The 26,027-nt window shown below is 71.6% G+C and carries 20 protein-coding genes and 1 tRNA gene; 9 read left to right on the top strand and 12 right to left on the bottom strand.

All coding sequences use genetic code 11. The annotated features are described in order from the left end of the window. Positions 1–50: 50 nt before the first annotated feature. From pheA to ACYUD3_RS07860, 3 genes are all read left to right on the top strand, one after another. The gene (gene pheA, locus ACYUD3_RS07870; protein WP_470965794.1) at positions 51–983 is read left to right on the top strand and encodes a prephenate dehydratase; all 933 of its coding nucleotides are present in this window, start codon (positions 51–53) and stop codon (positions 981–983) included. A gap of 577 nt (positions 984–1,560) precedes the next feature. Then, entirely contained in the window at positions 1,561–2,838 is a 1,278-nt protein-coding gene (serS, locus tag ACYUD3_RS07865) for a serine--tRNA ligase (RefSeq protein WP_470965792.1), read from the top strand. Between the two features lie 8 nt (positions 2,839–2,846). Continuing rightward, a complete protein-coding gene (locus ACYUD3_RS07860; protein WP_470965789.1) occupies positions 2,847–3,776 on the top strand; it encodes an HAD family hydrolase in 930 nt (309 codons plus the stop codon). 236 nt (positions 3,777–4,012) lie between these two features. On the opposite strand, the gene ACYUD3_RS07855 is transcribed toward ACYUD3_RS07860, so the two are convergent. The 6 genes from ACYUD3_RS07855 to ACYUD3_RS07830 form a co-directional block, all read right to left on the bottom strand. Then, positions 4,013–4,099: transfer RNA gene (locus ACYUD3_RS07855), tRNA-Asn, on the bottom strand. A gap of 334 nt (positions 4,100–4,433) precedes the next feature. Continuing rightward, positions 4,434–4,679 carry an SGM_3592 family protein gene (locus ACYUD3_RS07850; protein WP_470965786.1) on the bottom strand — a complete coding sequence of 82 codons (246 nt, stop codon included), beginning with the start codon at positions 4,677–4,679 and terminating at the stop codon, positions 4,434–4,436. Positions 4,680–4,790: 111 nt separating this feature from the next. Further along, complete coding sequence (locus tag ACYUD3_RS07845; RefSeq protein WP_470965783.1) at positions 4,791–5,510, bottom strand: ABC transporter permease subunit; 720 nt, start codon at positions 5,508–5,510, stop codon at positions 4,791–4,793. A 9-nt stretch (positions 5,511–5,519) separates the two neighbouring features. Beyond that, positions 5,520–6,431 carry an ABC transporter ATP-binding protein gene (locus ACYUD3_RS07840; protein WP_470965780.1) on the bottom strand — a complete coding sequence of 304 codons (912 nt, stop codon included), beginning with the start codon at positions 6,429–6,431 and terminating at the stop codon, positions 5,520–5,522. Next, a complete protein-coding gene (locus ACYUD3_RS07835) occupies positions 6,428–7,324 on the bottom strand; it encodes an ABC transporter permease (protein ID WP_470965777.1) in 897 nt (298 codons plus the stop codon). The genes ACYUD3_RS07840 and ACYUD3_RS07835 overlap by 4 nt, the downstream gene beginning before the upstream one ends. Further along, positions 7,314–8,288 carry an ABC transporter ATP-binding protein gene (locus ACYUD3_RS07830; protein WP_470966068.1) on the bottom strand — a complete coding sequence of 325 codons (975 nt, stop codon included), beginning with the start codon at positions 8,286–8,288 and terminating at the stop codon, positions 7,314–7,316. Before ACYUD3_RS07830 ends, ACYUD3_RS07835 begins: the two co-directional genes overlap by 11 nt. A 238-nt stretch (positions 8,289–8,526) precedes the next feature. Between ACYUD3_RS07830 and ACYUD3_RS07825 the strand changes: the two genes are divergently transcribed. The 5 genes from ACYUD3_RS07825 to ACYUD3_RS07805 all read left to right on the top strand — a co-directional run bounded on the left by ACYUD3_RS07825 (position 8,527) and on the right by ACYUD3_RS07805 (position 13,940). Next, positions 8,527–9,369 (top strand): M24 family metallopeptidase, encoded by an 843-nt coding sequence (locus ACYUD3_RS07825; protein WP_470965774.1) that lies wholly within the window; start codon positions 8,527–8,529, stop codon positions 9,367–9,369. Next, entirely contained in the window at positions 9,366–10,937 is a 1,572-nt protein-coding gene (locus ACYUD3_RS07820) for an SDR family oxidoreductase (protein ID WP_470965771.1), read from the top strand. Before ACYUD3_RS07825 ends, ACYUD3_RS07820 begins: the two co-directional genes overlap by 4 nt. Before the next feature lie 176 nt (positions 10,938–11,113). After that, positions 11,114–11,674, top strand: coding sequence for an RNA 2'-phosphotransferase (locus ACYUD3_RS07815; RefSeq protein ID WP_470965768.1), 561 nt, complete (start codon positions 11,114–11,116; stop codon positions 11,672–11,674). Positions 11,675–11,859: 185 nt separating this feature from the next. Next, positions 11,860–12,762, top strand: a complete 903-nt coding sequence (locus ACYUD3_RS07810) for an LLM class flavin-dependent oxidoreductase (RefSeq protein WP_470965765.1) — start codon at positions 11,860–11,862, stop codon at positions 12,760–12,762. Positions 12,763–13,031: 269 nt separating this feature from the next. Beyond that, entirely contained in the window at positions 13,032–13,940 is a 909-nt protein-coding gene (locus tag ACYUD3_RS07805; protein ID WP_470965762.1) for a Cof-type HAD-IIB family hydrolase, read from the top strand. Position 13,941: 1 nt separating this feature from the next. On the opposite strand, the gene ACYUD3_RS07800 is transcribed toward ACYUD3_RS07805, so the two are convergent. The 6 genes from ACYUD3_RS07800 to hisC form a co-directional block, all read right to left on the bottom strand. Beyond that, on the bottom strand, positions 13,942–15,009 hold the full coding sequence (locus ACYUD3_RS07800) for a M23 family metallopeptidase (protein WP_470965759.1): 1,068 nt from the start codon (positions 15,007–15,009) through the stop codon (positions 13,942–13,944). Positions 15,010–15,209: 200 nt separating this feature from the next. Beyond that, positions 15,210–16,649 (bottom strand): sensor histidine kinase, encoded by a 1,440-nt coding sequence (locus ACYUD3_RS07795; protein WP_470965757.1) that lies wholly within the window; start codon positions 16,647–16,649, stop codon positions 15,210–15,212. A 62-nt stretch (positions 16,650–16,711) separates the two neighbouring features. After that, positions 16,712–20,221 carry a thiol reductant ABC exporter subunit CydD gene (gene cydD / locus ACYUD3_RS07790; protein ID WP_470965754.1) on the bottom strand — a complete coding sequence of 1,170 codons (3,510 nt, stop codon included), beginning with the start codon at positions 20,219–20,221 and terminating at the stop codon, positions 16,712–16,714. 128 nt (positions 20,222–20,349) lie between these two features. Further along, entirely contained in the window at positions 20,350–21,357 is a 1,008-nt protein-coding gene (cydB, locus tag ACYUD3_RS07785) for a cytochrome d ubiquinol oxidase subunit II (RefSeq protein WP_470965751.1), read from the bottom strand. A 20-nt stretch (positions 21,358–21,377) separates the two neighbouring features. Next, entirely contained in the window at positions 21,378–22,886 is a 1,509-nt protein-coding gene (locus ACYUD3_RS07780) for a cytochrome ubiquinol oxidase subunit I (protein ID WP_470965748.1), read from the bottom strand. A 332-nt stretch (positions 22,887–23,218) separates the two neighbouring features. Continuing rightward, positions 23,219–24,295, bottom strand: coding sequence for a histidinol-phosphate transaminase (gene hisC, locus ACYUD3_RS07775; protein ID WP_470965745.1), 1,077 nt, complete (start codon positions 24,293–24,295; stop codon positions 23,219–23,221). Positions 24,296–24,697: 402 nt separating this feature from the next. Between hisC and ACYUD3_RS07770 the strand changes: the two genes are divergently transcribed. Further along, complete coding sequence (locus ACYUD3_RS07770) at positions 24,698–25,810, top strand: LacI family DNA-binding transcriptional regulator (protein ID WP_470965742.1); 1,113 nt, start codon at positions 24,698–24,700, stop codon at positions 25,808–25,810. Positions 25,811–26,027: the final 217 nt, after the last annotated feature.

Raw genomic sequence — 26,027 nt, 5'->3', positions numbered from 1 at the left:
GCGGGTGAGACGGGCGGGCCGGGCTCCCCGTGGGCCATTAGGGTGAGCGCATGCCAGCCAGCTATGCGTATCTCGGTCCTGAGGGCACCTTCACGGAGGTCGCCCTGCGCACGCTGCCGGAAACGGCGACGCGGCAGCTGATCCCGTACGTGTCGGTGCAGTCCGCGCTGGACGCGGTCCGTACCGGCGAGGCCGAGGCCGCGTTCGTGCCGATCGAGAACTCCGTCGAGGGCGGGATCACCACCACCCTGGACGAGCTGGTCGCGGGCGCCCCGCTGATGATCTACCGCGAGGTGCTGCTGTCGATCACCTTCGCGCTGCTGGTCCGGCCCGGCACGAAGCTCGCCGAGATCAAGACCGTCTCCGCGCACCCGGCGGCCCAGCCGCAGGTCCGCAACTGGCTGAAGAAACACCTCCCGGACGCCCTCTGGGAGTCGGCCGCCTCGAACGCGGACGCCGCCCGGCTGGTCCAGGAGGGCCGCTACGACGCCGCGTTCGCCGGTGAGTTCGCCGCCGCCCGGTACGGCCTGGAAGCCCTGGAGACCGGCATCCACGACGCGGAGAACGCGCAGACCCGGTTCGTCCTGGTCGGCCGCCCCGCCCGGCCCGCCGCGCCGACCGGCGCCGACAAGACGTCCGTCGTGCTGTGGCCGCGCGACGACCACCCCGGCGGGCTGCGCGATCTGCTGGGCGAGTTCGCGACCCGGGGCATCAACCTGATGCTGCTCCAGTCCCGGCCGACCGGCGCCGGTATCGGCAACTACTGCTTCTGCGTCGACGCCGAGGGGCACATCACCGACCGCCGGGTCGTCGAGGCGCTCTCGGGGCTGAAGCGGATCTGCCGCGAGGTGCGGTTCCTGGGGTCGTACCCGAGGGCGGACGTCTCGCCGGCGGAGGTGCCGGGGCCGGTGGCCGGGACGTCGGACGCGGAGTTCGTGGCGGCGGCGGACTGGGTGGCGCGCTGCCAGGACGGGCGTTTCTAGGGCTTCGGCGCAGCCTGGTCCGGCCGGCTTCGCCCCGGTCCGGTCCGGCCTGCCCTGTCGGGCCGGACGTCTGTCGTACAGCCATATCTTGGTTATCCACAGGAGTTATCCACAGGTGGGCTTCTCGACCTGGGGACAAGTCGACAGCACGGGGTGATCCAGTCGACAAATCGCCCTACAGGCCCCCAAGCCGTCCACCCCCACGTCGGTCACCCTTCGTCCACTCGTTTCCTTCGATCAATCCCTTAGAGCGACGCAATTGCACTCGAAAGTGGATGAGATACGGGTTTCGACCCGGAATTCGGGTTCCGGATTCCCGCGTCCACAGTTCTTTCGCACACCCTGTGGATAACCCTCCACGAGGTGTGGAGCACTGTGGACAACCGGTCCCCAAATCCCGTTCTCCACAAGGAAGTACGGTCAGCGGCGGGCCGCCCCTTGACGCGCCCGGTTGACGAACTCCGCCACTCTGGGCAATTGCCTCATAACAGGGCGTAGATAACTATTCGGGGCACAGCGTGGCGTCGGTCGAATGGTCAGTCGTGGCCCGCGAGACGGCACCGATAGCCTTAGCCCTGTGATTGACCTTCGCCTGCTCCGTGAGGACCCCGACCGTGTGCGCGCGTCCCAGCGCGTGCGTGGAGAGGACGTCGCGCTCGTCGACTCTCTCCTCTCCGCCGACGAGCGGCGCAGGTCGTCCGGCGTCCGCTTCGACGAACTCCGCGCCGAGCAGAAGCAGCTCGGCAAGCTGATCCCCAAGGCGGCCGGCGACGAGAAGGCCGAGCTGCTGAAGCGGGCCGGCCAGCTCGCCGCCGACGTCAAGGCCGCCGACGCCGAGCGGGACGCGGCCGACACCGAGACGCAGGAACTGCTGCTGCGGCTCGGCAACCTCGTCCACCCCGACGTACCCGTCGGCGGCGAGGAGGACTTCGTCACGCTGGAGACGCACGGCGAGATCCGTGACTTCGGCGCCGAGGGCTTCGCGCCCAAGGACCACCTGGAGCTCGGCCAGCTGCTCGGCGCGATCGACGTCGAGCGCGGCGCCAAGGTCTCCGGCTCGCGCTTCTACTTCCTGACCGGTGTCGGCGCGCTGCTGGAGCTCGCCCTGGTCAACGCGGCGATCGCGCAGGCCACCGAGGCCGGCTTCACCCCCATGCTCACCCCCGCGCTGGTGCGCCCCCAGTCGATGGCCGGCACCGGCTTCCTCGGCCAGGCCGCGCAGGACGTCTACCACCTCGACAAGGACGACCTGTACCTGGTCGGCACCTCGGAGGTGGCGCTGGCGGCCTACCACCGCGACGAGATCATCGAGGCCGACCGCCTCCCGCTGCGCTACGCCGGCTTCTCCCCCTGCTTCCGCCGCGAGGCCGGTTCGCACGGCAAGGACACCAAGGGCATCTTCCGCGTCCACCAGTTCGACAAGGTGGAGATGTTCTCCTACGTCGCCCCCGAGGACTCCGAGGCGGAGCACCAGCGCCTGCTGGCCTGGGAGAAGCAGTGGCTCTCCGCCCTGGAGCTGCCCTTCCGCGTCATCGACGTCGCCACCGGCGACCTCGGCTCCTCCGCGGCCCGCAAGTTCGACTGCGAGGCGTGGATCCCGACGCAGGGCAAGTACCGCGAGCTGACCTCGACCTCCGACTGCACGGAGTTCCAGTCCCGCCGCCTGTCGATCCGCGTCCGCGAGGGCAAGAACGTCCGCCCGCTGGCGACCCTGAACGGCACCCTGTGCGCGGTCCCGCGCACGATCGTCGCCCTCCTGGAGAACCACCAGCAGGCGGACGGATCGGTACGGGTGCCGGAGGTGCTGCGGCCGTATCTGGGCGGACGGGAAGTGCTGGAGCCGGTCGGACGGTGAGGGGATCGATGAGCGGGGCGGACGCGTGGGCGAGCGGATCGGACGGGTCGGTGGCTGAAGCGGTGAGTGGTTCGGTGAGCGATTCGGTGAGCGATTCGGTGAGTGGTCCGGCGAGCGATTCGGTGAGTGGTCCGGCGAGCGGGTTTCCGTACAAGCTGATCGCGACCGATCTCGACGGGACGCTGCTGCGGGCCGACGAATCCGTCTCCGCGCGCACCCGTACGGCCCTCTCGGCCGCCTGCGAGGCCGGGGCGGCGCACATCGTCGTCACCGGCCGCTCGGTCCCCTGGACCCGGCACATCCTCGACGACCTCGGCTACACGGGGCTCGCGGTGTGCGGGCAGGGGGCGCAGGTGTACGACGCCGGGGAGGACCGGCTGCTGACCTCCGTCACGCTGGACCGGCAGCTCGCGGGGGTCGCGCTCGCGAAGATCGAGGCGGAGGTCGGGCCGCTGTATCTCGCGGCGAGCCGGGACGGGCTGGCGGGGGAGGTGCTGGTGGGGCCCGGGTACTCGGTGGTCGGGCATCTCCCGGCGACCCCGCTGACCGACGCCGCCGAGCTCTGGTCCGCGCCGCTGAACAAGATCTACGTGCAGCATCCGACGCTGTCCGACGACGAGTTGGCGGAGGCGTCTCGGCGGGCGGCGGGCGGTTTCGTGACCGTGGCGATGTCCGGCGAGGGAATAGTGGAACTCCTCCCGCTGGGCCTCTCCAAGGCCACCGGCCTCTCCCTGGCGGCACGCCGCCTGAAGCTGAAGTCCGCCGACACGATCGCCTTCGGCGATATGCCGAACGACATCCCGATGTTCGCGTGGTCCGCGTGGGGGGTGGCCATGGCCAACGCCCACGAGGAGCTGAAGGCTGTGGCGGATCAGGTGACTTCGTCGAATGAGGAGGAGGGGGTTGCGGTGGTGTTGGAGGGGTTGCTGAGCGCGTGAGGTAGGGGGAGGGGCCGGGTGTTGCGGGTGCGGGTCCGATGTGGCTGGTCGCGCAGTTCCCCGCGCCCCTAAAAAACGGGTCGGTCAGGGTACTCCGGAGTTTTCTTGTACGCCAAGCTCTCGCTGCTCAGCTTCTGGGACGTACGGATCGCCGACCGGCCTGCTTTTAAGGGGCGCGGGGAACTGCGCGACCAGCCACGACGGCGCCGCACCCGAACAGCCGGCCCAACTTCCAGCGGAGAATGCACGGATCGAACGTGCGCGAGGGCTCACCCCCGACCTCGGTCCAATGAACCGGTACCTTGCCACTCGGCCAATTCTCCGGGTGGGCGGTCCACGCGGGAGCGACACCGCGTGCTCGAAGCGACCGCCCCGGACAGCTCAGGGAGCCTCGTACGGAGTGAGTAACTACCCCGGAGCCCACCGAAAAGCCGTCCTGACGGGAGCCGGACGCAATGCCGTGCATGCGGCATCGCCCTGGCCCCACTCCCAGTAGGGGAACCACCAGGTACACCCCCGGCGATGGGGACGCTCCCAGCGATATGGACACGAACCACTGTGCCCGCCCGGCAAGCCACCCGCCACCGAATTAATACGGCCACCCAACACACCGCACCCCCGCCCGCACGCCCCCCACCTGCACGCGGGCGTCCCCCCTCACTTCCTCCGCCACCGCTTCCGCCGAGCCTTGCTGAAGAACCACCCGGCGGGCGGCTCGTCCGACCTCCACGGCTGCGGCTCCGGCTCCTCCCGCCGCCACCGCGCCGCCAGCATCCGCGCCCGAGCCGACGGCTCTGCCGACTCGGCGCCCCGCACGAAGTCCTCGTCGAGCACCAGCCCGTCCCACACCTCGTCCGAGACCCCGTCCCGCTCCCGACCGGAACTCCCCGAGAACTCGTCCATCCCCATTCCTCCTGTCCCCTTTCATCCAGTGTGCCCGGAGAGAGGTGAAGCCCCCGTCAAGACCTCCACCCCTCTCACAGCCACCGCCGAACCCCCGCGCGGGGCAGCCCCCTACTCCTCCCCCGCCAACGTCAACGTCCGCAGCTTCCGCCCCGCATACCAAGTAGCCAGCACCGTCACCACCACCAGCAACACCGTCGCCGTAGGCAGCTTCACGTCCGAGACGACCAGTTCCCCGCCCGTCACCTTGTGCGCGACGGCCAGCGACCACTGCTGCACGCTCAGCGTCCGCGCCCCCGGCACCAGCGAGCCGAACAGCGCCTCCCAGACCAGCGCGTACACGAGACCGAACACCACCGCGTGCCGGGAGACCGTCCCGAGCAGCAGGAACAGGGCGGCGTACGCGATGGACGCGACCAGCGCCGCGACCGTGTAGGCGACGGCGATCTGCTGGCCGTTGCCGTTCAGGATGAACCCAGCGATCAGCGTCGGCAGCGCCGAGAAGACCATCGTCACGCCGATCGCGACGATCAGCTTGGTGTGGATGATCGTCGACCGTTTGATCGGCTTGGACAGCAGGTAGACGACCGATCCGTCGTCGATCTCCGGGCCGATCGCCCCGGTTCCCGCGATCACCCCGATGATCGGCACCATCGTGGCGAGCGCGAGGCCGCCCAGCAGATCGGCGGCGGTCTGGTCGTCCGCGCCCGCGAGGGCCCGTACGACGACGGAGATGGCGATGAGCAGCAGCGGCAGGGCGCCCAGGATGAGGGCGCGGCGGCGGCCTAGCAGGGCCCGGTAGGTGAGGCGGGCGACTGTGGGGTCGTACATTTCGGCCTCCTACGCCGCGACCAGGTAAGAGAACACGGATTCGAGGGACTCGTCGGACGGCGAGACGGCGAGGAGCCGGATGCCGTGGTCCCTGGCCACCCGGGGGAGCAGGGTGGTGAAGCGGCCGAAGTCGACGGCCTGGATGAGGAGTTGGCCCTCCGTCGCGTCGACCTCGATGCCGGCCGTCGAGGGGTCGGCGATGAGGGCGGCGGCCAGGGCGCGGTCGTCGCTGGAGCGGACGGCGTAGCGGTGCGGGCGGTCGGTCATCAGGCGGCGGATCCTGCGGAAGTCGCCGCTCGCCGCATGCCGGCCGGCCACGATCACCTCGATGTGCCGGGCCAGTTGCTCGACCTCCTCCAGGATGTGGGAGGAGAACAGGACCGTGCGGCCCTCGTCGCCCATGCGCCGCAGCAGGTCCATGAGCTGCATGCGCTGGCGCGGGTCCATGCCGTTGAAGGGCTCGTCGAGCAGGAGCAGCGAGGGGTCGTGGACCAGGGCTGACGCCATCTTCACGCGCTGGCGCATACCTTTGGAGTACGTCTGGATACGGCGGTCCTGGGCGTACTCCATCTCGACCGTGGCCAGCGCCTTCTGGGCGGCCTTCGCGCCGAGGCCGTGCAGCTCCGCGTTGGCGACGACGAATTCACGGCCGGTCAGGAAGTCGTACATCGCCTCGCGTTCGGGGACGATGCCGATGTGCTTGTAGACGTCCTCGTTGCGCCAGACCTGGGCGCCGTCGAGGGTGACGGTGCCGGTGGAGGGGGCGAGGAAGCCGGCCATCATGTTGATCAGGGTCGACTTGCCGGCGCCGTTGGGGCCGAGGAGGCCGGTGACGCCGGGGCCGATCGTCATCGTGATGTCGTTGACGGCGACCACGTTGCCGAACCAGCGGGAGACATGGTCGATGGAGAGCGTGGTCACAGGCCCACCTTCCGGTAGCGGCGGATCAGCAGGCCGTAGCAGGCGGCGATCAGGCCGAGGACGACGAGGACGTACACCGCGCCTTCCCCGTTCGACGGCCCCACCCCGCCCGGGAACACCGAGTTCGCGCCGAGGAACGCGGACTGGACGCCGTCGATCAGCGTGATCGGCGAGAACAGCCCGATCCAGGGCACCGCGTCGGCGCTGGACTGCGCGTGGGCGATGGTCTGGAGGGTGGAGACGGCGCCGTAGGAGATCGTCAGCACGGCGATGACGGCGGCGATGCCGAAGCCGCGCCGGGGCGTGGCGGCGGCGATGACCAGGCCGATCCCGGCGAAGAGCAGCGAGAGCAGTGTCACGGAGACCAGCCCCTCGGCGAATCCCTTGGTCTGGTGGGTGAAGTCGAGCTTGGCGAGCAGCGCGCCGATGTACAGCACCAGCAGCGGGGCCGCCGTCAGTACGAACAGCGCGGAGGCCAGCGCGGCGAACTTCGCGCGGACGTAGTCGGCGGTCTCGATCGGCCGCGAGAAGTACAGCGGGACGGTCTTGAAGCGCAGGTCGCGCGAGACGGACTGGGGTGCCTGCGAGGCGACGTACAGGCTGATCACGGCCTGCATGACGATCGCGTACCGGGTGTAGTCCAGGGGGAGTTCCTTGGCCTTCGTGGCGACGGCGACGGCGACCATGATGGCCGCCGGCACGCACATCACCACGAACAGCAGCATCGGCAGGACCTTGGACTTCACCGAGCGGCCGAGGCCGTAGGAGCCGCGCAGGGACTGGGCGTAGAGGGAGCGGCGGGCGTAGCCGCGGCCGAGGCGGGGGCCGTCGTAGCCGCGGTAGCCGATGTCGTGGATCCGGGAGGTGTCGGGTGCGGGGTGCTCAACTGCCATGGCCGACGGCCTCCTTGTCCTGGGCCTGCGGCTGTTCGGTGTCGGTGAAGACCTCGGAGATGTGGTGCCGGCGCTGTTCCATCCGGACCAGGCCGAGGCCGAGATCGGCGACGACGTCCCGGACCAGGTCGTACGTCTGCTCGCCCTGGGCGGTCAGCAGCAGGAGGTGGCCGGCGCCGGGCAGGCCCGCTCCGGCGGCCTGGATGTCGACCCCGCGCGCGTGGAGCGCCTCGCGGACCGCGCGGGTGCCGTCCGGGTGGGTGTCGGAGTCGGTGACCTCGATCGCGAGGGTGGTCGTGACCTGCGTGAAGTCGGTGGTGGAGCTGGAGCGCAGGAGTTTGCCGCCGTCGACGACGACCACGTGGTCGCAGGTGCGCTCCAGTTCGCCCAGGAGGTGCGAGGTGACCAGGACCGAGATGCCGAAGTCGGTGTGGATCCGGCGGATCAGGCCGAGCATCTCGTCGCGGCCGACCGGGTCGAGGCCGTTGGTCGGCTCGTCGAGGAAGACCAGCTGCGGGTCGTGGACCAGCGCCTGCGCGAGCTTCACGCGCTGCTTCATGCCGGTCGAGTAGCCGCCCATCGGGCGGTAGCGCTCCTCGTACAGACCCACATGGCGCAGCGTGTCGGCGGTGCGCTCGCGCGCGGCCGTCGGCGGCAGGCCGGACATGCGGGCCATGTGGACGACGAACTCGGTGGCCGAGACGTCCGGCGGGAGGCAGTCGTGTTCCGGCATGTAGCCGACGCGTTCCCTGATGGCGGCGCCCTCGGTCGCGACGTCGAGGCCGAGCACTGCGGCGCGGCCCTCGCTCGCGGGGGACAGCCCCAGCAGGATCTTGATCAGGGTGGACTTGCCGGCGCCGTTGGCACCGACGAGTCCGGTCACACCGGGTCCGATGTCCACGGACAGCCGGTCGAGGGCGGTCACCCGGGGGAACCGCTTGCTCAGGCTCTCGGTCGCGATCACAGTCACGGTTCGACGGTAGTGAGGGAGGTGGGGCGGCGTCGTCAACCCGGGGGTTGTTCTCCATGCCCACCTGGAGATGTAGGGGATGTCTAAGGGATGCCCTACCTGAGAGGTACGGGGTCGGCCCTGAGAAGTCTCCGGGGGTGGCGTGTTCACCCTATTGACGATTTCTCTAACAAGTGCCAGATTCGGCGAGGTCACGTTACGGGCACGTACAGCAACCGCACGGCGAGGTGGCATGACGACGGCAACGATCCGCGAAACCCGCGCTGACCTGCGAGGATTCCGGCAGGTACAGCGGCTCGCCTACGAGTGCGCGCAGGAGGTCGCGGCCCGGCTGGCACCGGGGGTGACCGAGCGGGAGGCCGCGCGGATGCAGCGGGAGTGGCTGCGCGGGCGCGGGGTGCGCGACTGGTTCCACCTGCCGTTCGCCTGGTTCGGCGACCGGACGGCGTTCACGGACTTCCGCGTCCCGCTCCAGTTCTTCCCCACGAACCGGCGGCTGGAGCCGGGGATGGCGTACATCCTGGACCTCGCGCCGGTGTACGAGGGGTACACGGCCGACGTCGGCTTCTCGGGCGCGCTCGGCGGCAACGCGGTGCAGGCACGGCTGATGGACGACCTGCGCGCGCACCGGGAGCTGATCCTGCGGGAGGTGCGCGAGCGGCGGCCGCTGCGGGAGATCTACGCGGACGTCGACCGGCTGATGACGGCCCAGGGGTACGCCAACCGGCATCGCGCGTATCCCTTCGGGGTGATCGCCCACAAGGTGGACCGGGTGCGTCAACGCCGGTTCGATCCGCACCCGTTCGGGTTCGGCCTCCAGTCCCTGAAGGGGCTCGCCTCGGACGCGCTGCGCGGTCACCGGGAGGGCTGGTCGCCCCTGTGGTCGCCGTACCGCTTCTCCGACCATCCGCCGCAGCCGGGGCTGTGGGCGGTGGAGCCACATATCGGATTCCGGGGCACGGGCGCGAAGTTCGAGGAGATCCTGGTGGTGACGGACGCCAAGGACCCGGCGGAGAGCGCTTTTTGGCTGGACGACGATCTGCCGCACGTGCGGCGCTGGACGGCGGGGGAGTGACCATGCTGGACGGCGCCCGGCAACGGCGCATCGCGACCGGCGGGATCGAGCTGTGCGTGGCCGAACTCGGCCTGCGGGGACGGCCGGTGGTCGTCCTGGTGCACGGCTACCCGGACACCAAGGAGGTGTGGTCCGAGGTCGCGCCCCGGCTCGCGGAGGACTTCCATGTGGTGCTGTACGACGTACGCGGCCACGGGAGTTCGAGCGCGCCGAAGCCTTTGCGCGGCGGCTTCACGCTGGAGAAGTTGACCGATGACTTCCTCGCGGTGATCGACGCGGTGAGCCCCGGCCGGCCGGTGCACCTCGTCGGGCACGACTGGGGTTCGGTGCAGTCCTGGGAGTTCGTGACGGTCGCCCGCACGCAGGGCCGGATCGCGTCCTTCACCTCCATGTCCGGCCCGTCCCTCGACCACTTCGGCCACTGGCTGAACGCCCGCCTGCGCCGCCCGACCCCGCGCCGGCTGGCCCAGCTGCTCGGCCAGGGCGCCCGCTCCTGGTACGTCTACGCCCTGCACACCCCGGCCCTCCCCGAACTCGCCTGGCAGGGCCCGCTGGGCCGCCGCTGGCCCGAACTGCTGCGCCGCCGCGAGGGGTTGCGCGGTACGGCCTACCCGACGCCGTCGCTGCCGTCGGACGCGGCGCGCGGGGCGTGGCTGTACCGCGACAACGTCCGCGCCCGCCTGAGCCGCCCCCGCGCGGACGCGTACGCCCACGCCCCGGTGCAGCTGATCACCCCGCGCGACGACGCGTTCCTCTCCGAGCGGCTGTACGACGAGTTGGAGACCTGGGCGCCCCGGCTGACCCGGCGCACCCTGCCCGCCGGCCACTGGATCCCGCGCACCCGCCCCGACCAAGTGGCCGCCTGGATCGGGGAGTTCGTGCGGTCGGCGGAGTCCGGCCAGGAACATCCGGCGCCGCCGGCCGGCGCCCACGCGGACCGCTTCGCCGGTCAACTCGTCCTGGTCACCGGCGCGGGCTCCGGTATCGGCCGGTCCGTCGCGTTCGCGTTCGCCGAGGCGGGGGCGCGGGTGGTCGCGGTCGACGCGGACGGGGAAAGCGCCCTGCGCACGGCCGAGTTGGCGCGGCTGGTGGGGGCGCGGGAGTCCTGGGCGGAACCGGTGGACGTCTCCGACGAGGCCGCGGCGGAGAAGCTCGCCGCCCGCGTGGAGCAGGCGTACGGCGTGGTGGACGTGCTGGTGAACGCCGTGGACGCGGGGGCGGCTCCGGCGTCCTTCCTCGACACGGACACCGGCGAGCTGCGGCGCGCGCTGGACGTCAACCTCTGGGGCGTGCTGCACAGTTGCCGGCTCTTCGGGCGGCGGATGCGGGAGCGGGGGCAGGGCGGTCACGTCGTGAACATCGCCGCCGGGGGCGGGGTCTCCGAGGCGGCGGTGCTGGCGCTGAGCGCTTCGCTGCGGGCGGAGTTGGCGGGCGAGGGGATCGGGGTGACGGCAATTCGCCTCGGCGGCAGGGGAATCGGGCGGGGCGACGAGGAGAAGGCCGCTTCGGGAGTGCTGCGGGCGGTGGTCCGCGGCGCGGGGGAGGTCCGCATCGGGCGGCGTGGATAAGGAAGTTGGCCAAGTGACGCTAGGTCAGGGCAATTTGCTCAATTGCCGCAAATCCAGCGGCTGTTATCCACAGAATCCTCAACTATGCCTGTGGATAACTACACTTGGTTGTGGATCAAACATCGGGGCGAGAAAAATTACGTGATCCAGATCTCGCCGCCGGTCATCCTGTCGGCATGAACGACCAGCATAAAACAAGCCGAACGGTACGGGTCTCGAAGTACCTCTCCAAACACCTCAGACATCAGCCGGCCCGCATCGGGCTGACCCTGGACGCGGCCGGCTGGACCGAGATCGACGCCCTCCTCACGGCGGCGGCGGCCCACGGCTTCCCCTTCAGCCGCGCCGAGCTGGACGAGGTCGTCGCCGCCAACGACAAACAGCGCTTCGCGATCGAGGGGACCCGCATCCGCGCGAGCCAGGGCCACACGATCGAGGTAGACCTGGGCCTGCCGCCCGCGACCCCGCCGCCGCACCTCTTCCACGGCACGAACGCACGGGCGCTGCCCTCGATCCGGGAGGAGGGGCTGCGGGCCATGTCCCGGCACGACGTCCATCTGTCACCGGACCGGGAGACGGCGGCGCGGGTGGGGGCGCGGCGGGGGCGGCCGGTGGTGCTGACGGTCGACTCCGGGGCGATGCACAGAGACGGGCATGTGTTCCGGGTCAGCGCGAACGGGGTGTGGCTGGTGGAGGGGGTGCCGGTGCGGTACATCCGGTTTCGGGAGGGGGGCTGAGGGCGGGGTTTCGCGGCGGGCCCAGGAGGCTCGGGGTTTCGCGGCGGCTGTCGTGAGGCCCGGGGTTCGCGGCGGCTGTCGTGAGGCCCGGGGTTCGCGGCGGCTGTCGTGAGGCCCGGGGTTCGCGGCGGGCGCGCAGGGTGACTGTTTCACGTGAAACACCGCTCCCCGCATACGCTCGATACATGAGCCTGCGACTGAGCACCGTGATCCTCCCCTACCGCCGCTGGAACGAAGGCAGCCGTTCGGCGTGGATGCGGGCCGAGCAGCTGGGCTTTCACGCGGCGTACACCTACGACCACCTGTCATGGCGCAGCTTCCGCGACGGACCGTGGTTCGGGGCCGTCCCCACCCTGACCGCCGCCGCTGCCGTCACCGACCACATCCGGCTGGGCACGCTGGTCACCTCACCGAACTTCCGGCACCCGGTGACCCTGGCGAAGGAACTGATCTCGCTGGACGACGTCTCCGGCGGCCGGATCACCCTGGGCATCGGCGCGGGCGGCACCGGCTTCGACGCGACCGCGCTGGGCCAGGAGCCGTGGACCCCCCGCGAGCGCGCGGACCGGTTCGCGGAGTTCGTACAGCTGCTGGACCAGCTGCTGACCGAGGACGCGGTGTCGTACGAGGGCGATCACTACGCGGCGCACGAGGCCCACAACATCCCCGGCTGCCTCCAGCGCCCCCGCCTCCCCTTCGCCGTCGCCGCGACCGGCCCCCGCGGCCTGCGCATCGCCGCCCGCCACGGCCAGGCCTGGGTGACCACCGGCGACCCGAAGCTGTACGAGAGCGGCACGCCGGAGCAGTCGGTACGGGCCCTGCGCGACCAGCTGGACCGGCTGACGGACGCGTGCGCGGACCAGGGCCGGGACGTGGCCGAGCTGGACAAGATCCTCCTCACCGGCTTCACCCCGGACCGCTCCCGCCCCCTGACCTCCCTGGACGCATTCGTGAACTTCGCCGGCCGCCACCAGGAACTCGGCTTCACGGAACTGGTCGTCCACTGGCCGATCCCGGAAACCGATTTCACGGCGGACGAGAAGGTCTTCGAGCGGATCGCTATGGAGGCGGGGGCGCAGTTGGGGTGAGGTGTGCCGGGGCGGCATCGACGCGGGGGCGAGGCTCGCGAGGGATGTCTGGGCGAGGCCCGCTGGGGACGCCCAGGCGGGGCCCGCCGGTGGACGCCGGGGCGAGGCCCGCCGGGAGGGCACCCGCCGGGAGGGCGCCGTCGCCTCAGACCCGCCCAGCTCCCTCGCCCCCGCGCCCGCGCCACTCCCGCCCCCACCCCCGCGTCATCTCCGTCTCACCCGTGCACGCACCCGCACGCCCGTGCGGCCCCGTACGCGAGAATGGCCGGGTGACCTCAGCGACCCGACAGCCCGAGCCCCCGGCCTCCCCCCAGTTCTCGACGGCGGTCGAGCCGGAAGGCGCCGCCCGCGCGCAGACGCGTCTGATCGCCACCGACCTGGACGGCACGCTGCTGCGTGACGACGGCTCGGTCTCGCCGCGCACGGTCGCGGCGCTGGCGGCGGCCGAGGAGGCGGGCGTCGAGGTCTTCTTCGTGACCGGCCGCCCGGCCCGCTGGATGGACGTCGTCAGCGATCACGTCCACGGCCACGGGCTGGCGATCTGCGGGAACGGCGCCGCCGTGGTCGACCTGCACGGCGGCCCGGGCGCCCACCGCTTCGTGAAGGTGCGCGAGCTGGCCCGCCCCGACGCGCTGGACGTCGTACGGCTGCTGCGGGCGGCGGCGCCGGGGACGCGGTACGCGGTGGAGCAGACGTACGGGTTCCACCAGGAGCCGGAGTATCCCAAGGTGCACATGGAGATACCGGACTCGCTCGCGCCCGCCGAGGAGCTGCTCGCGCCCGGCGGTGCGGCCGACCGGGAGCCGGTGCTGAAGATCCTCGCCCACCACCGCACGCTGGACCCGGACGAGTTCCTCGCGCTGGCCCGGGAGGCGATCGGCGAGCGGGCCTCCGTCACCCGCTCCAGCCCCAGCGCGCTGCTGGAGATCGCCGGCCCCGGTGTCTCCAAGGCCAGCACCCTCGCCCAGTGCTGCGCGGAGCGCGGTATCGCCCCCGAGGAGGTCATCGCGTTCGGGGACATGCCCAACGACGTCGAGATGCTGACCTGGGCGGGCCGCTCGTACGCCATGGGCAACGCCCACCCGGACGTCGTCGCGGCGGCGTCGGGACGGACGGTCGCGAACAACGAGGACGGGGTGGCGGTCGTGATCGAGAAACTGCTGGCGGAACGGGGCTGACTCACCCCAGCGACACCCCCCGCGCCGCCAGCCACGGCACCGGATCCACCGCCGACCCCATCTCCGGCGTCACCCGTACCTCGAAGTGCAGGTGCGGTCCGGTGGAGTTGCCGGTGGTGCCGGACTGGCCGATCCACTGGCCGGCGGCGACCCGCTGGCCCTGGTCGACGGCGACGCCCGCGAGGTGGGCGTACTGGGTGTAGTAGCCGCCGGGATGCTCGATGACGACCTGCATCCCGAAGCCGCCCCCGCACATCACCCGCACCACCCGGCCGGCGCCGGCGGCCCGTACGGGGGTGCCGATCGGGACGGCGAAGTCCTGGCCGGTGTGCCGGTGCGCCCAGCGCGCGCCGCCGCTGCCGTAGGGCGCGGAGAGCTCGTACCGCTCGACCGGCGTCACCCACGCGCGCGTGGTGTGCGCCGGAGGCAGGTCCAGCGGGACCGCGCCGGGGCAGGAACCGGCCGCGACGGACGCCGCCGCCTGGCTCTGGAGCCGCTGCTTCGCCTGCTCCAGCTTGCGTTCGATGTCCTGCTTCAGCGTCGCGAGCTGCGCGTTGCGCCGCTCCAGCACCTGCCACGCGTTCGCCGCCCGCGCCCCGTCCGCCGCCAGCCGCGCCTCGGCCCGCTGCCGCTTCGCGAGCGCGTTGACGACGGCCAGGTTCGCCTGCGACAGCACGTGCTGACCGCGCATCACGTCGTCGGGACGCCCCTCCAGCACGATCCGCACGGCCGCCGGGAGCCCGCCCCCGTCGCGGTACTGGGCCCGCGCGATCCGCCCCAAGTCCTCGCGCAGCACCCCGAGTTCCCTGCGCTCCCGGGCCCGCAGCTCCTCGTACCGCAGCGCCTTCGCCCGCTGGGTCTCCGCCTCGGTCCGGCCGTCGGCCCACTGCTGCGAGGCCGCCGCGGCCTCCTCGTACAGCCGCGCCACCTCCGCCGAGAGCCCCGCCCCGGGACCCGGCTCGCCGCCGCCCGAGGAGTTGCCGTCGGCGGCCGTGGGGCGGGCCGCGAGCACCGCCGCCGCGCACAGCAGCACGGGAACGAGCAGCGGACGGCGAGGAGATGAGCGCATGTCAGCGATCGTGACCCAGCGACACGGGGGCGCGCCTCTTCACGTCATACGACCGGGGGACACAGCCTCCCGTATGGCCCAACTCTGGGTGACGCCCCGACACCTCCGTTGACGCCGGCCGCCCTAGGGAAGCGCCTCGCGGCGAGGCACCGCCCAGCCGCTCAGGTCAGCGAAGCGCCCCTCAGTTCAGCGAGGCGCCCTCAGTAAGGCGCCTCCCACACCACCGTCGTCCCGCCCCCGTCCCCCGCCCCGTACCGGCTCGCACCCCCCAGCGACTCCGCCCGCCGGACCAGATTGGCCAGCCCGCTGCGCCGCCCCCCGTCCGCGATGCCGACCCCGTCGTCCACGACCGTCAGCCGCACCCCCGGCCGCCCGTCGGCCAGCCGTGCGGTCGCGTCGACCACCACGTCGATCCGCGAGGCCCGCGCGTGCCGGAACGCGTTGGACAGCGTCTCGCGCAGGGCGGCGATGAGGTTCGTGCCCGTCGTCTCGCCGACGAGGCTGTCGACGGCGCCGGCGAAGCGCAGGGAGGGGCGGAAGCCCAGCGGCACGGCGGCCATCCGGACCTCGCGCAGCACCCGCGTGCGCAGCCCCGACGGCGTCTCCTCGGACCCCTGGCGCAGGGCGAAGATCGCGGCGCGGATCTCCTGGATGGTGATGTCGAGTTCGTCGACGGCCCGCCCGACCCCGTCCCGCACCTCGTCCGCCACCGCCCCGCGCCGGGCGCCCTGCAAGGTGAGCCCGGCCGTGAACAGCCGCTGGACGACGAGATCGTGCAGGTCACGGGCGATCCGGTCGCGTTCCTCGAACACCGCGAGCCGCTCCCGGTCGCGCCGCGCCTCGGCCATCATCAGCGCCAGCGAGGCCTGCGCCGCGAACTGCCGGGCCAGCGCCCGCTCCGCCGCCGAGAACCCCTGCCGCCCGCGCACCCGCGGCATCACGAGCGTCCCCAGGAACCCGCCGTCGCCGCGCAGCGGAAGCAGCAGGACAGGCCCGTACCCGCGGGCGTACGGAGTGACCGTGCGGGGGTCGGTGGCCGCGTCGGCGAGATACACCTCCTGCCCGGCCAGCAGCGCCGCGACCAGCTCGCCGCGCGCCGGCACGACCGCCCCGAGCATCCCCGAGGGCGGGTCGGCGGCGACGGCCGCGATCTCCAGGCCACCGCCCTCGGCGGGCAGCAGGACGACCCCGGCGGCGGCCTCGGACAGCCGGCGCGCCTGCTCGGCGACCACCTGGAGCGCGTCGTCGGGCCCCTCGCCGGCCAGCAGCGCGGTCGTCACGGCGACCGAGCCGTCGATCCACCGCTCCCTGCGCCGCGCCGCCTCGTACACCTGGGCGTTGCCGATCGCGATGCCCGCCTCCCCGGCGAGCGCCCGGGCCAGCGCCAGGTCGCCGTCGTCGAAGGGGCGGCCGTCGCGCCGGCCCGCGAGGCGGAGGCTGCCGTACGCCTCGCCGTGCACCAGGACCGGCACGGTCAGCGGCCAGTCGTCCGGCCCCTCGTCCGTCCCGACGGCCGCGTCACGCACCCCGATCAGCGCCACGGCCGTCTCGCGCACCCACTCCAGCGTGGCCCGCGGATCGAGCCCGCCGCCGACGGAACGCATCGCTTCGAGGAGACGGGACATACGGTCGGCTGCCATGAAGGCGAGGGTAATTTGCCCCTTTTGTGAAGGGAAGCAGTGTCAGCTGAAGGGAAGCAGCGTCAGCGCGCCCCCACCAGCAGCTCAGCCGCCGCCTCCCGCTCCACCATCCGCCGCAACGGCCCCTCCACCGCGGCCAGCTCGGCGTAGGAGCCCCGCTGCACGACCCGCCCCTCGTCCAGCACGACCACCTCGTCGACCGCCTCGAGTCCCGCCAGCCGGTGCGTGATGAGCAGCGTCGTACGCCCCTCGGTCGCGGCCAGCAGATCGGCGGTCAGCGCGTCGGCGGTGGGCAGGTCGAGGTGTTCGGCGGGCTCGTCGAGGACCAGCACGGGGAAGTCCGCCAGCAGCGCCCGCGCGAGCGCGAGCCGCTGCCGCTGGCCCCCGGACAGCCGCGCGCCGTGCTCGCCGACGTGCGTGTCGAGCCCGTCGGGCAGCCCCTCGGCCCACTCCAGCAGCCGCGCCCGCGCGAGCGCGTCCCGCAGCACGGCTTCGTCGGCGTCCTTGCGGGCCAGCAGAAGATTCTCGCGGACGGTGCTGTCGAAGAGGTGCGCGTCCTGCGCGCACAGCCCGACGAGCCGCCGCACGTCGTCGCCGTCGAGGGCGTACGCGTCGACGCCGCCCAGCGTGTACGTCCCGGACTCCGCGTCCAGGAACCGCAGGAGGACCTGCGCGAGCGTCGTCTTGCCGGAGCCCGAGAGGCCGACGACGGCGGTCCTGCGGCCCTCGGTGAGGGTGAGGTCGACGCCGGCGAGCGCGGCGCGGCGCTGTCCGTCGTGGCGGGCGGTGAGCCCCTTGAGGGCCAGCGGGAACGGCGAGGCGGGCGCCTTGCGGGGCCGCTCCGGCTCGTGCACGGGCTCGGGGGCGTCCAGCACCTCGTGGACGCGCTCGGCGCTGCGCCGCACCCGCTGCCGGTGCTGGGCGGCGAGCGGCAGCCCGAGAACGGCCTCGAAGGCGGCCAGCGGGGTCAGGACGACGACGGCCATCGTGACGCCGTCCAGCCGCCCGGCGGCGACACCCCGGGCCCCGGCCCACGCGGCGGCGGCCACGGTCAGCCCGGAGAGCAGCGCGGTCAGCCCGTCGCCGAGCGCGGTCGCCCCGGCCCCGCGTGACGCGATCCGGGTCAGCACCCCGTCGGCCTCGCGCGCGGCGCCGGTGCGCCGGTCCAGCGCGCCGGCGACGGTGAGTTCGGCGGTGCCGGTGAGCAGGTCGGCGACCCGGGTCGCCAGCACGCCCCGCGCGGGCGCGAGCCGCCGCTCGGCGCGCCGGGCCACGGCGCCGGTGACCAGCGGCACCCCGACCCCGGCCGCGAGCAGCCCGGCGGCGAGCACCGCGCCGGCCGCCGGCAGCAGCCAGCCGGTGAAGACGACCGCCCCGGCCGACACCAGGACAGCCGCGCCGGCGGGCAGCAGCCAGCGCAGCCAGTAGTCCTGGAGCGCGTCCACGTCGGCGACCAGCCGCGACAGCAGATCCCCGCGCCGGGCCCGGCGCAGCCCGGCGGGCGCGAGCCGCTCAAGGCGCCGGTAGACGGCGACCCGGGTGTCGGCGAGCATCCGCAGCACCATGTCGTGCGAGACCAGCCGCTCCGCGTACCGGAACACGGCCCGCCCGATCCCGAACGCCCGCGTCCCCGTCACCGCGACCATCAGATACAGCACCGGCGGCTGCTGCGAGGCCCGCGAGATCAGCCACCCGGACGTCGCCATCAGCCCGACGGCGCTGCCCAGCGCCAGGCTCCCCAGCAGCAGCGCGAGCGCCAGCCGCCCCCGCCGCGCCCCGGCCATCCCCCGCACCCGGGCCAGCGCACCCCCACGCCCCGCCCCGGTGACCGTCTCCCCGAGATCCTCCTTGACGTCCCCGCTCACGAAGAAGTCGGCCTGCGTGACGCCCTCTTCGGCGACGACGACGCCCGGCCGCCCCGGCGTCACCACACCGTCGGCGGCGGGCTCGGCCAGCCGTACGACGCGGTCGGCGGCCTCCAGCAGCGCCGGCCGGTGCACGACGAGCAGCACGGTCCGCCCCGCCGCCAGCCGCCGTACGGCCGCCACGACCTCCGCCTCGGTCTCCCCGTCCAGCGCGGCCGTCGGCTCGTCCAGCAACAGCACCGGCCGGTCGGCGAGGAAGGCCCGCGCCAGCGCCAGCCGCTGCCGCTGCCCGGCGGAGAGCCCGGCCCCGTCCTCCCCCAGCACCGCGTCGACCCCACCGGGCAGCCCCGCCACGAACTCCGTCGCCCCCGCGTCGGCGAGCGCCCGCCGTACGGCGGCGTCGTCGGCGTCGGGCCGGGCCAGCCGTACGTTCTCGGCGACCGTCCCGGCGTACAGATGGGGCCGCTGCGGCACCCACGCGATCCGGGAGCGCCACTCTTCCAAATCGAGCCCGCCGAGATCGGCGCCCCCGACGCTGACCCGCCCGGCGTCGGGGCGGACGAAGCCCAGCAGGGCGTTCAGCAGCGTCGACTTGCCCGCGCCGCTCGGCCCGACGAGGGCGACCGTCTCCCCCGGCGCGACGGTGAACGAGGTGTCCTGGACAGCCGGCGCGGCGCGGCCCGGATAGCGGACGGTGACTCCCTCGAAGGCGATCGCGCCCTGCGGGACGGCGGCCGTACCGGAGGCCGGCAACGGCTCCTCCAGCACGGCGAAGATCTCCTCGGCCGCCGCGAGCCCCTCGGCCGCCGCGTGATACTGCGCGCCGACCTGCCGCAGCGGCAGATACGCCTCCGGCGCCAGGATGAGGATGACCAGCCCGATGTACAGGTCCATCTCGCCGTGCACGAGCCGCATTCCGACCGTGACGGCGACCAGCGCCACCGAGATCGTCGACAACAGCTCCAGCGCGAACGACGACAGGAACGCGATCCGCAGCGTCCTCAGCGTCGCCTGCCGGTACTCCCCGGTGATCTTCCGGATCGACTCGGCCTGCGCCTTGGCCCGCCCGAACACCTTCAGCGTCGGCAGCCCCGCCACGACATCGAGGAAGTGCCCCGACAGCCGCGACAACAGCCGCCACTGACGGTCCATCCGCGACTGCGTGACCCACCCGATCAGCATCATGAACACCGGGATCAGCGGCAGCGTCCCGACGATGATCGCCGCCGACACCCAGTCCTCGGTCACGACCCGCACCAGCACCGCGACCGGTACGACGACGGCGAGCCCCAACTGCGGCAGATACCGCGAGAAGTAGTCGTCCAGCGCGTCCACGCCCCGCGTGGCGAGGGCGACGAGCGAACCGGTCCGCTGCCCGCTCAGCCACCCGGGCCCGAGCGCCCCCGCCCGCTCCAGCAGCCGCCCGCGCAACTCCGACTTCACCGCCGCGCTGGCCCGGTGCGCGGCGAGTTCGGTGGCCCAGGAGACCAGCCCCCGCCCGACCGCCACGGCCGCCAACAGCAGCAGCGGAGTGCGGAGTTCACCGACCGAGTGGCCGTGCTGGAAGGCGCCGACCACGATCTCGGCGATGAGCATGGCCTGCGCGATGACCAGCACCGCGCCGACGACGCCCAGGGCGACGACGGCCGCCATGAAGAGGCGGGTGGCACGGGCGTACCGCAGAAGACGCGGATCGATTGGTTTCACGTGAAACACCCTCTTCTCAAAGGGACTTCTGGAGGGCTCGGGGGGCGTCCGGGGCCTGTTTCACGTGAAACGCCCTGAGGCGCGCGGTGTTTCACGTGAAACATGCTCAGCGCGGACCGGCGACGGACTCAGTGGGCGACATCCGCCGCAATGTGCTGCGTCCCGATCCGCTTGCGGAACACCCAGTACGTCCACCCCTGATAGAGCATCACGATCGGCGTGGCGATCACCGCGCACCACGTCATGATCTTCAGGGTGTAGGCGCTCGACGAGGCGTTGGTGACCGTGAGGCTCCAGTCCGGGTTGAGCGTCGAAGGCATGACGTTCGGGAAGAGCGCCAGGAAGAGCATCGTCACCGCGGCCACGATGGTGACGCCGGAGAGGGCGAAGGACCAGCCCTCGCGCCCGGCCTGGTTGGCGACGAGCGCGGCGGCCAGCGAACCGACGGCCACGATCAGCGCGACCAGGGTCTTGCCGTCACCGTTGTCGGCCTGCGTCCAGATCAGGAAGGCCAGGGCGAGGACGGCGGTGACGAGTCCGACCTTCAGGGCGAGTCCGCGGGCGCGTCCCCGGATCTCCCCGACCGTCTTGAGGGCCGTGAACACCGTGCCGTGGAAGGTGAACAGGGTCAGGGTGACGAGACCGCCGAGCAGGGCGTAGGGGTGGAAGAGATCCCAGAAGCCGCCGACGTACTCGAAGTTCCGGTCGAGCTTGACCCCGTGCACGATGTTGCCGAACAGCACGCCCCACAGGAACGCGGGGATCAGGGAGCACCAGAAGATCGCGTGCTCCCAGTTGCGCTGCCAGTTCTCCTCGGGCCGCTTGGCCCGGTACTCGAAGGCGACGCCCCGGACGATGAGGCAGACCAGGATGACCAGCAGCGGCAGATAGAAGCCCGAGAAGAGGGTGGCGTACCACTCGGGGAAGGCGGCGAAGGTCCCGCCGGCCGCGCTGAGCAGCCAGACCTCGTTGCCGTCCCAGACCGGCCCGATGGTGTTGATCAGGACCCGCTTCTCGGTCCGGTCACGGGCGAGCAGCTTGGTGAGGACACCGACCCCGAAGTCGAAGCCCTCCAGGAAGAAGTAGCCGATCCACAGGACGGCGATCAGGACGAACCAGACGTCGTGCAGTTCCATGACTGTGCAGCTCCCTCGGCCTAGTACGAGAAGGCCATCGGCTTGTCGGCGTCACGGGCCTCGCCGCCGATCTTCGTGGGCGGGTTGAGATCGGCCTCGGTCAGCTCGGGCGGCCCCGCCTTCACGTACTTGGCGAGCAGCTTCACCTCGACGACGGCGAGGATCGCGTAGAGCGTGGTGAAGACGATCATCGAGGTGAGGACCTCGCCCTGGGAGACACCGGGGGAGACCGCGTCACGGGTGCGCAGGACGCCGTAGACGACCCAGGGCTGGCGGCCCGTCTCGGTGAAGATCCAGCCCCAGGAGTTGGCGATGAGCGGGAAGGCCAGGGTCCAGATCGCGATGCGCCAGTACCAGAGGGTGAGCTGGGGGCCGAGCGCCTTGCTCTTGAACAGGACCAGATGCGGCACTTCGTCGTCGGCGACCCGCAGGTGCTGGGGGAGCAGGAACTTCTTGCGGGTGAGCCAGAGTCCGGCGAGACCGATGGCGAAGGACGCCATGCCGAAGCCGATCATCCAGCGGAAGCCCCAGTAGGCGACAGGGATGTTGGGCCGGTAGTCGCCGGGCCCGAACTTCTGCTGCTCGGCCTTGTTGATGTCGTTGATGCCGGGGACGTAGGAGCTGAAGTCGTCGTTGGCGAGGAAGGACAGCAGGCCGGGGATCTCTATGGCGACCGTGTTGTGGCCCTTTTCGACGTCGCCGTAGGCGAAGACGGAGAAGGGAGCGGGCGACTCGCCGTCCCACAGGGCCTCGGCGGCGGCCATCTTCATCGGCTGCTGCTTGAACATCACCTTGCCGAGGACGTCACCGCTGACCGCGGTGAGCATTCCGGCGATGACGACGGTGATCAGGCCGAGCCGCAGCGTCGTCTTCATCTCGACGATGTGCTTCTTGCGCAGCAGGTGGAAGGCGGAGATGCCGACCATGAAGGCGCCGCCGGTCAGGAAGGCCGCGGAGAGGGTGTGGAACGCCTGGCTGAGCGCGGTGTTCTGGGTCAGGACGAGCCAGAAGTCGGTCAGTTCGGCGCGGCCCCTGGCCTCGTTGATCTTGTAGCCGACCGGGTGCTGCATCCAGGAGTTGGCGGCCAGGATGAAGTAGGCCGACAGGATCGTGCCGATCGACACCATCCAGATCGTCGCCAGGTGGAGCTTCTTGGGGAGCTTGTCCCAGCCGAAGATCCACAGACCGATGAAGGTCGATTCGAAGAAGAAGGCGATCAGGGCCTCGAAGGCGAGCGGGGCGCCGAAGACGTCGCCGACGAAGCGGGAGTAGTCCGACCAGTTCATGCCGAACTGGAACTCCTGCACGATGCCGGTGACGACACCCATCGCGATGTTGATCAGGAAGAGCTTGCCCCAGAACTTCGTCGCCCTGAGGTACTTCTCCTTGCCGGTCCGCACCCAGGCCGTCTCCAGGCCGGCGGTGAGCGCCGCCAGGGAGATCGTCAGGGGGACGAAGAGGAAGTGGTAGACGGTGGTGATACCGAACTGCCAGCGCGCCAGTGTCTCTGGCGCCAAGGCCATTTCCACGTCGTCAGTCTCCTTACGTGCCGTGGTACAGCGGCAGTTTGCCCCTTGTGTCACACGCATTCATGGAGCAACCGGGACACGCTTGTGAACGCGTTCACATTCACAAGCAATTATGGCGCATGCCTGTTCGGGGCCGACAGGGAGGGGGGTGGGTAACGCAAGAGGCCGACCGGGTGCATAGGCTGGCCGGCTGGCCCGTTTCACGTGAAACACCCCCCTGTGGGCAAGGGGGGACGACTAAAGGGCCGGGCAGCAGCGTCGCAACGCTCCCGCCCGGCCCCTTGAGAGACCTCAGCCGACCCGGCCCCTTGAGCCCTCCGCCGGCTAGCCCCCTAATCCTCCTTGCGGAACCTCTCCGCGACCTTCAGGAAGATGTCGTTGGCCTCGGTCTCGCCGATCGTGACGCGAGCCCCCTCGGGGAAGGGGCGGATGACGACGCCCGCCTGTTCGCAGGCCTCGGCGAAGGCCGCCGTACGCTCCCCCAGCCCCAGCCAGACGAAGTTGGCCTGGCTGTCGGGGACGGTCCAGCCCTGGGTGCGCAGGCCGGTGAGGACGCGGTGGCGTTCACCGACGAGGGAGCCGACGCGGCCGAAGAGCTCGTCCTCCGCCCGCAGGGAGGCGACCGCCGCGTCCTGGGCGAGCTGGGAGACCCCGAAGGGCACCGCCGTCTTGCGCAGCGCGGCGGCGACCGGGTCATGGGCGATCGCGAAGCCGACCCGCAGCCCGGCGAGGCCGTACGCCTTGGAGAAGGTGCGCAGGACGCAGACGTTGGGCCGGTCCCGGTAGAGCTCGACGCCGTCGGGGACCTCGGGGTCGCGGACGAACTCCCGGTAGGCCTCGTCCAGGACGACGAGGACGTCGCCCGGCACCTGGTCCAGGAAGCGCTCCAGCTCGGCGCGGTGGACGGCCGTGCCGGTGGGGTTGTTGGGGTTGCAGACGAAGATCAGCCGGGTCCGGTCGGTGATCGCGGCGGCCATCGCGTCCAGGTCGTGGACGGCGTCCGCGGTGAGCGGGACCCGGACCGAGGTCGCCCCGCTGATCTGCGTGATGATCGGGTACGCCTCGAACGAGCGCCAGGCGTAGAGGACTTCGTCGCCGGGGCCCGAGGTCGCCTGGACCAGCTGCTGGGCGATGCCGACCGAGCCGGTGCCGGTGGCGAGGTGGGAGACGGGGACGCCGAAGCGGTCGGCCAGCTCCTGCGTCAGGGCCGTGCAGGCGAGGTCGGGGTAGCGGTTGAACGAGGCCGCGGAGAGCGTGACGGACTCCATCACGCCGGGCAGCGGCGGGTAGGGGTTCTCGTTCGAGGACAGCTTGTAGGCCACCGGGCCGCCCGTCGCGGCCGGCCGGCCCGGCTTGTAGGTGGGAATCCCCTCCAGCTCGGCGCGCAGCTTCGGGCTCGTCTCGCTCACCGCAGTCCTCCTCGTGACCACCACCGGATACTCAATTCTGCTCACCCTATGAGGATTGGGCGCGTTCACGTCACCACCTGGACCGACCCCGTCCGTCCCGTCCGCATCAGGGGCAACAACGTACGAAGGGCTACGAAACGGGGGGCGCGTCGTACATATATCTATGCGCCGGTGGCTCGCGCCCTGGCGCGCATCCCTCGTGCAGGTGAGTTGAGACCTCTTCGAGACATCGGTTGCTCGACAGGCCCATCGGCGCCGGGACATCGCGTATCGGTATTGGAACTGCCAACTGACTTGGTTTCTAAGGAACTTGAGCTTTGTTGACCTTGCAGAAACGTGCCTGTCAATGCGTGCATATGCGTCCGCCCTACCCCACCTGATGAGCCCTACTATCGGCTCGCCATGACAGCAGCAGGGAAGCACCAGGTGAGCCGCGCGGAAACCTCACGCCGAGGCAGCCGGCCGGGCCGAGCGGGTATCAGGGACGTGGCCGCCGCCGCCGGAGTGTCCATCACGACCGTCTCCGACGCCCTGAACGGCAAGGGCAGGCTCCCTGATGCCACCCGACGCCATGTCCGCGAGGTCGCCGACCGGCTGGGCTACCGCCCGTCGGCCGCGGCCCGCACGCTCCGTACCGGAAAGTCAGGTCTCATCGGCCTGACCGTGACGACATACGGGGATGAACCTTTCACCTTCACAGAATTCGCGTATTTCGCGGAGATGGCGAGAGCCGCCACCTCCGCCGCGCTCGCCCGCGGCTACGCGCTCGTCATCCTCCCGGCGACCTCGCGCCACGACGTGTGGTCGAACGTCGCCCTCGACGGCACCGTCGTCATCGACCCGTCCGACCAGGACCCGGTCGTCGGCGAACTGGTCCGGCAGGGTTTACCCGTCGTCTCCGACGGCCGCCCCGCCGGTCCGCTCCCGGTCACCGCCTGGGTGGACAACGACCACGAGGCCGCCGTACTCGACATCCTCGACCACCTCGCGGACGCGGGGGCCCGCCGGATCGGGCTGCTCACGGGCACCACGACCGACACGTACACCCACCTCTCGACCACCGCATACCTGCACTGGTGCGAGCGGGTCGGGCAGGACCCGGTGTACGAGGCCTACCCCGCCCACGACCCCTGTGCGGGCGCCGTGGCCGCCGACCGGCTCCTGGCCCGCCCCGACCGCCCCGACGCCGTGTACGGCCTCTTCGACCCCAACGGCACGGACCTCCTGGCCGCCGCCCGCCGCTACGGCCTGCGCGTACCCGAGGACCTGCTGCTGGTGTGCTGTAGCGAGTCCACGGTCTACGCGAGCACCGAGCCGCCGATCACGACGCTCTCCCTGAAACCGCGGCGCATCGGCACCGCGGTGGTCCAGCTCCTCATCGACGCGATCGAGGGCGTGCACTCGGACCATCCGGTCGAGCAGGTGATACCGACGGAGCTGATCATCAGAACATCGTCCCAACGCAGGCCGCCCAGGACGACGGTGAGCCCGCCCCGGACGCCCGAGGGGGGATGACGGCCCCCTCCCCCACCCGTCCGTCAGCCCCCGTCCGCCGCACCACCCCCGCGCCGCCCCGAAGTCACCCCCCGAAGATGTGCCCGCCCTGTGGAGTCACACAGTGAAGGGTGGGGTAATTGGGGCGAAAGGCGTGGGGGAGCGGGGGGCGGGGGCGATTCAGGGCCCCTGGGTCGTCACACGGCCCGATCCGCATTCCTATGATGGGCCCACGACA

The organism is Streptomyces sp. AMJ-169 (genome assembly GCF_055597585.1).
The sequence above is the reverse complement of the archived record's forward strand: the minus strand, read 5'-3'. Positions and strand labels throughout refer to the sequence as shown.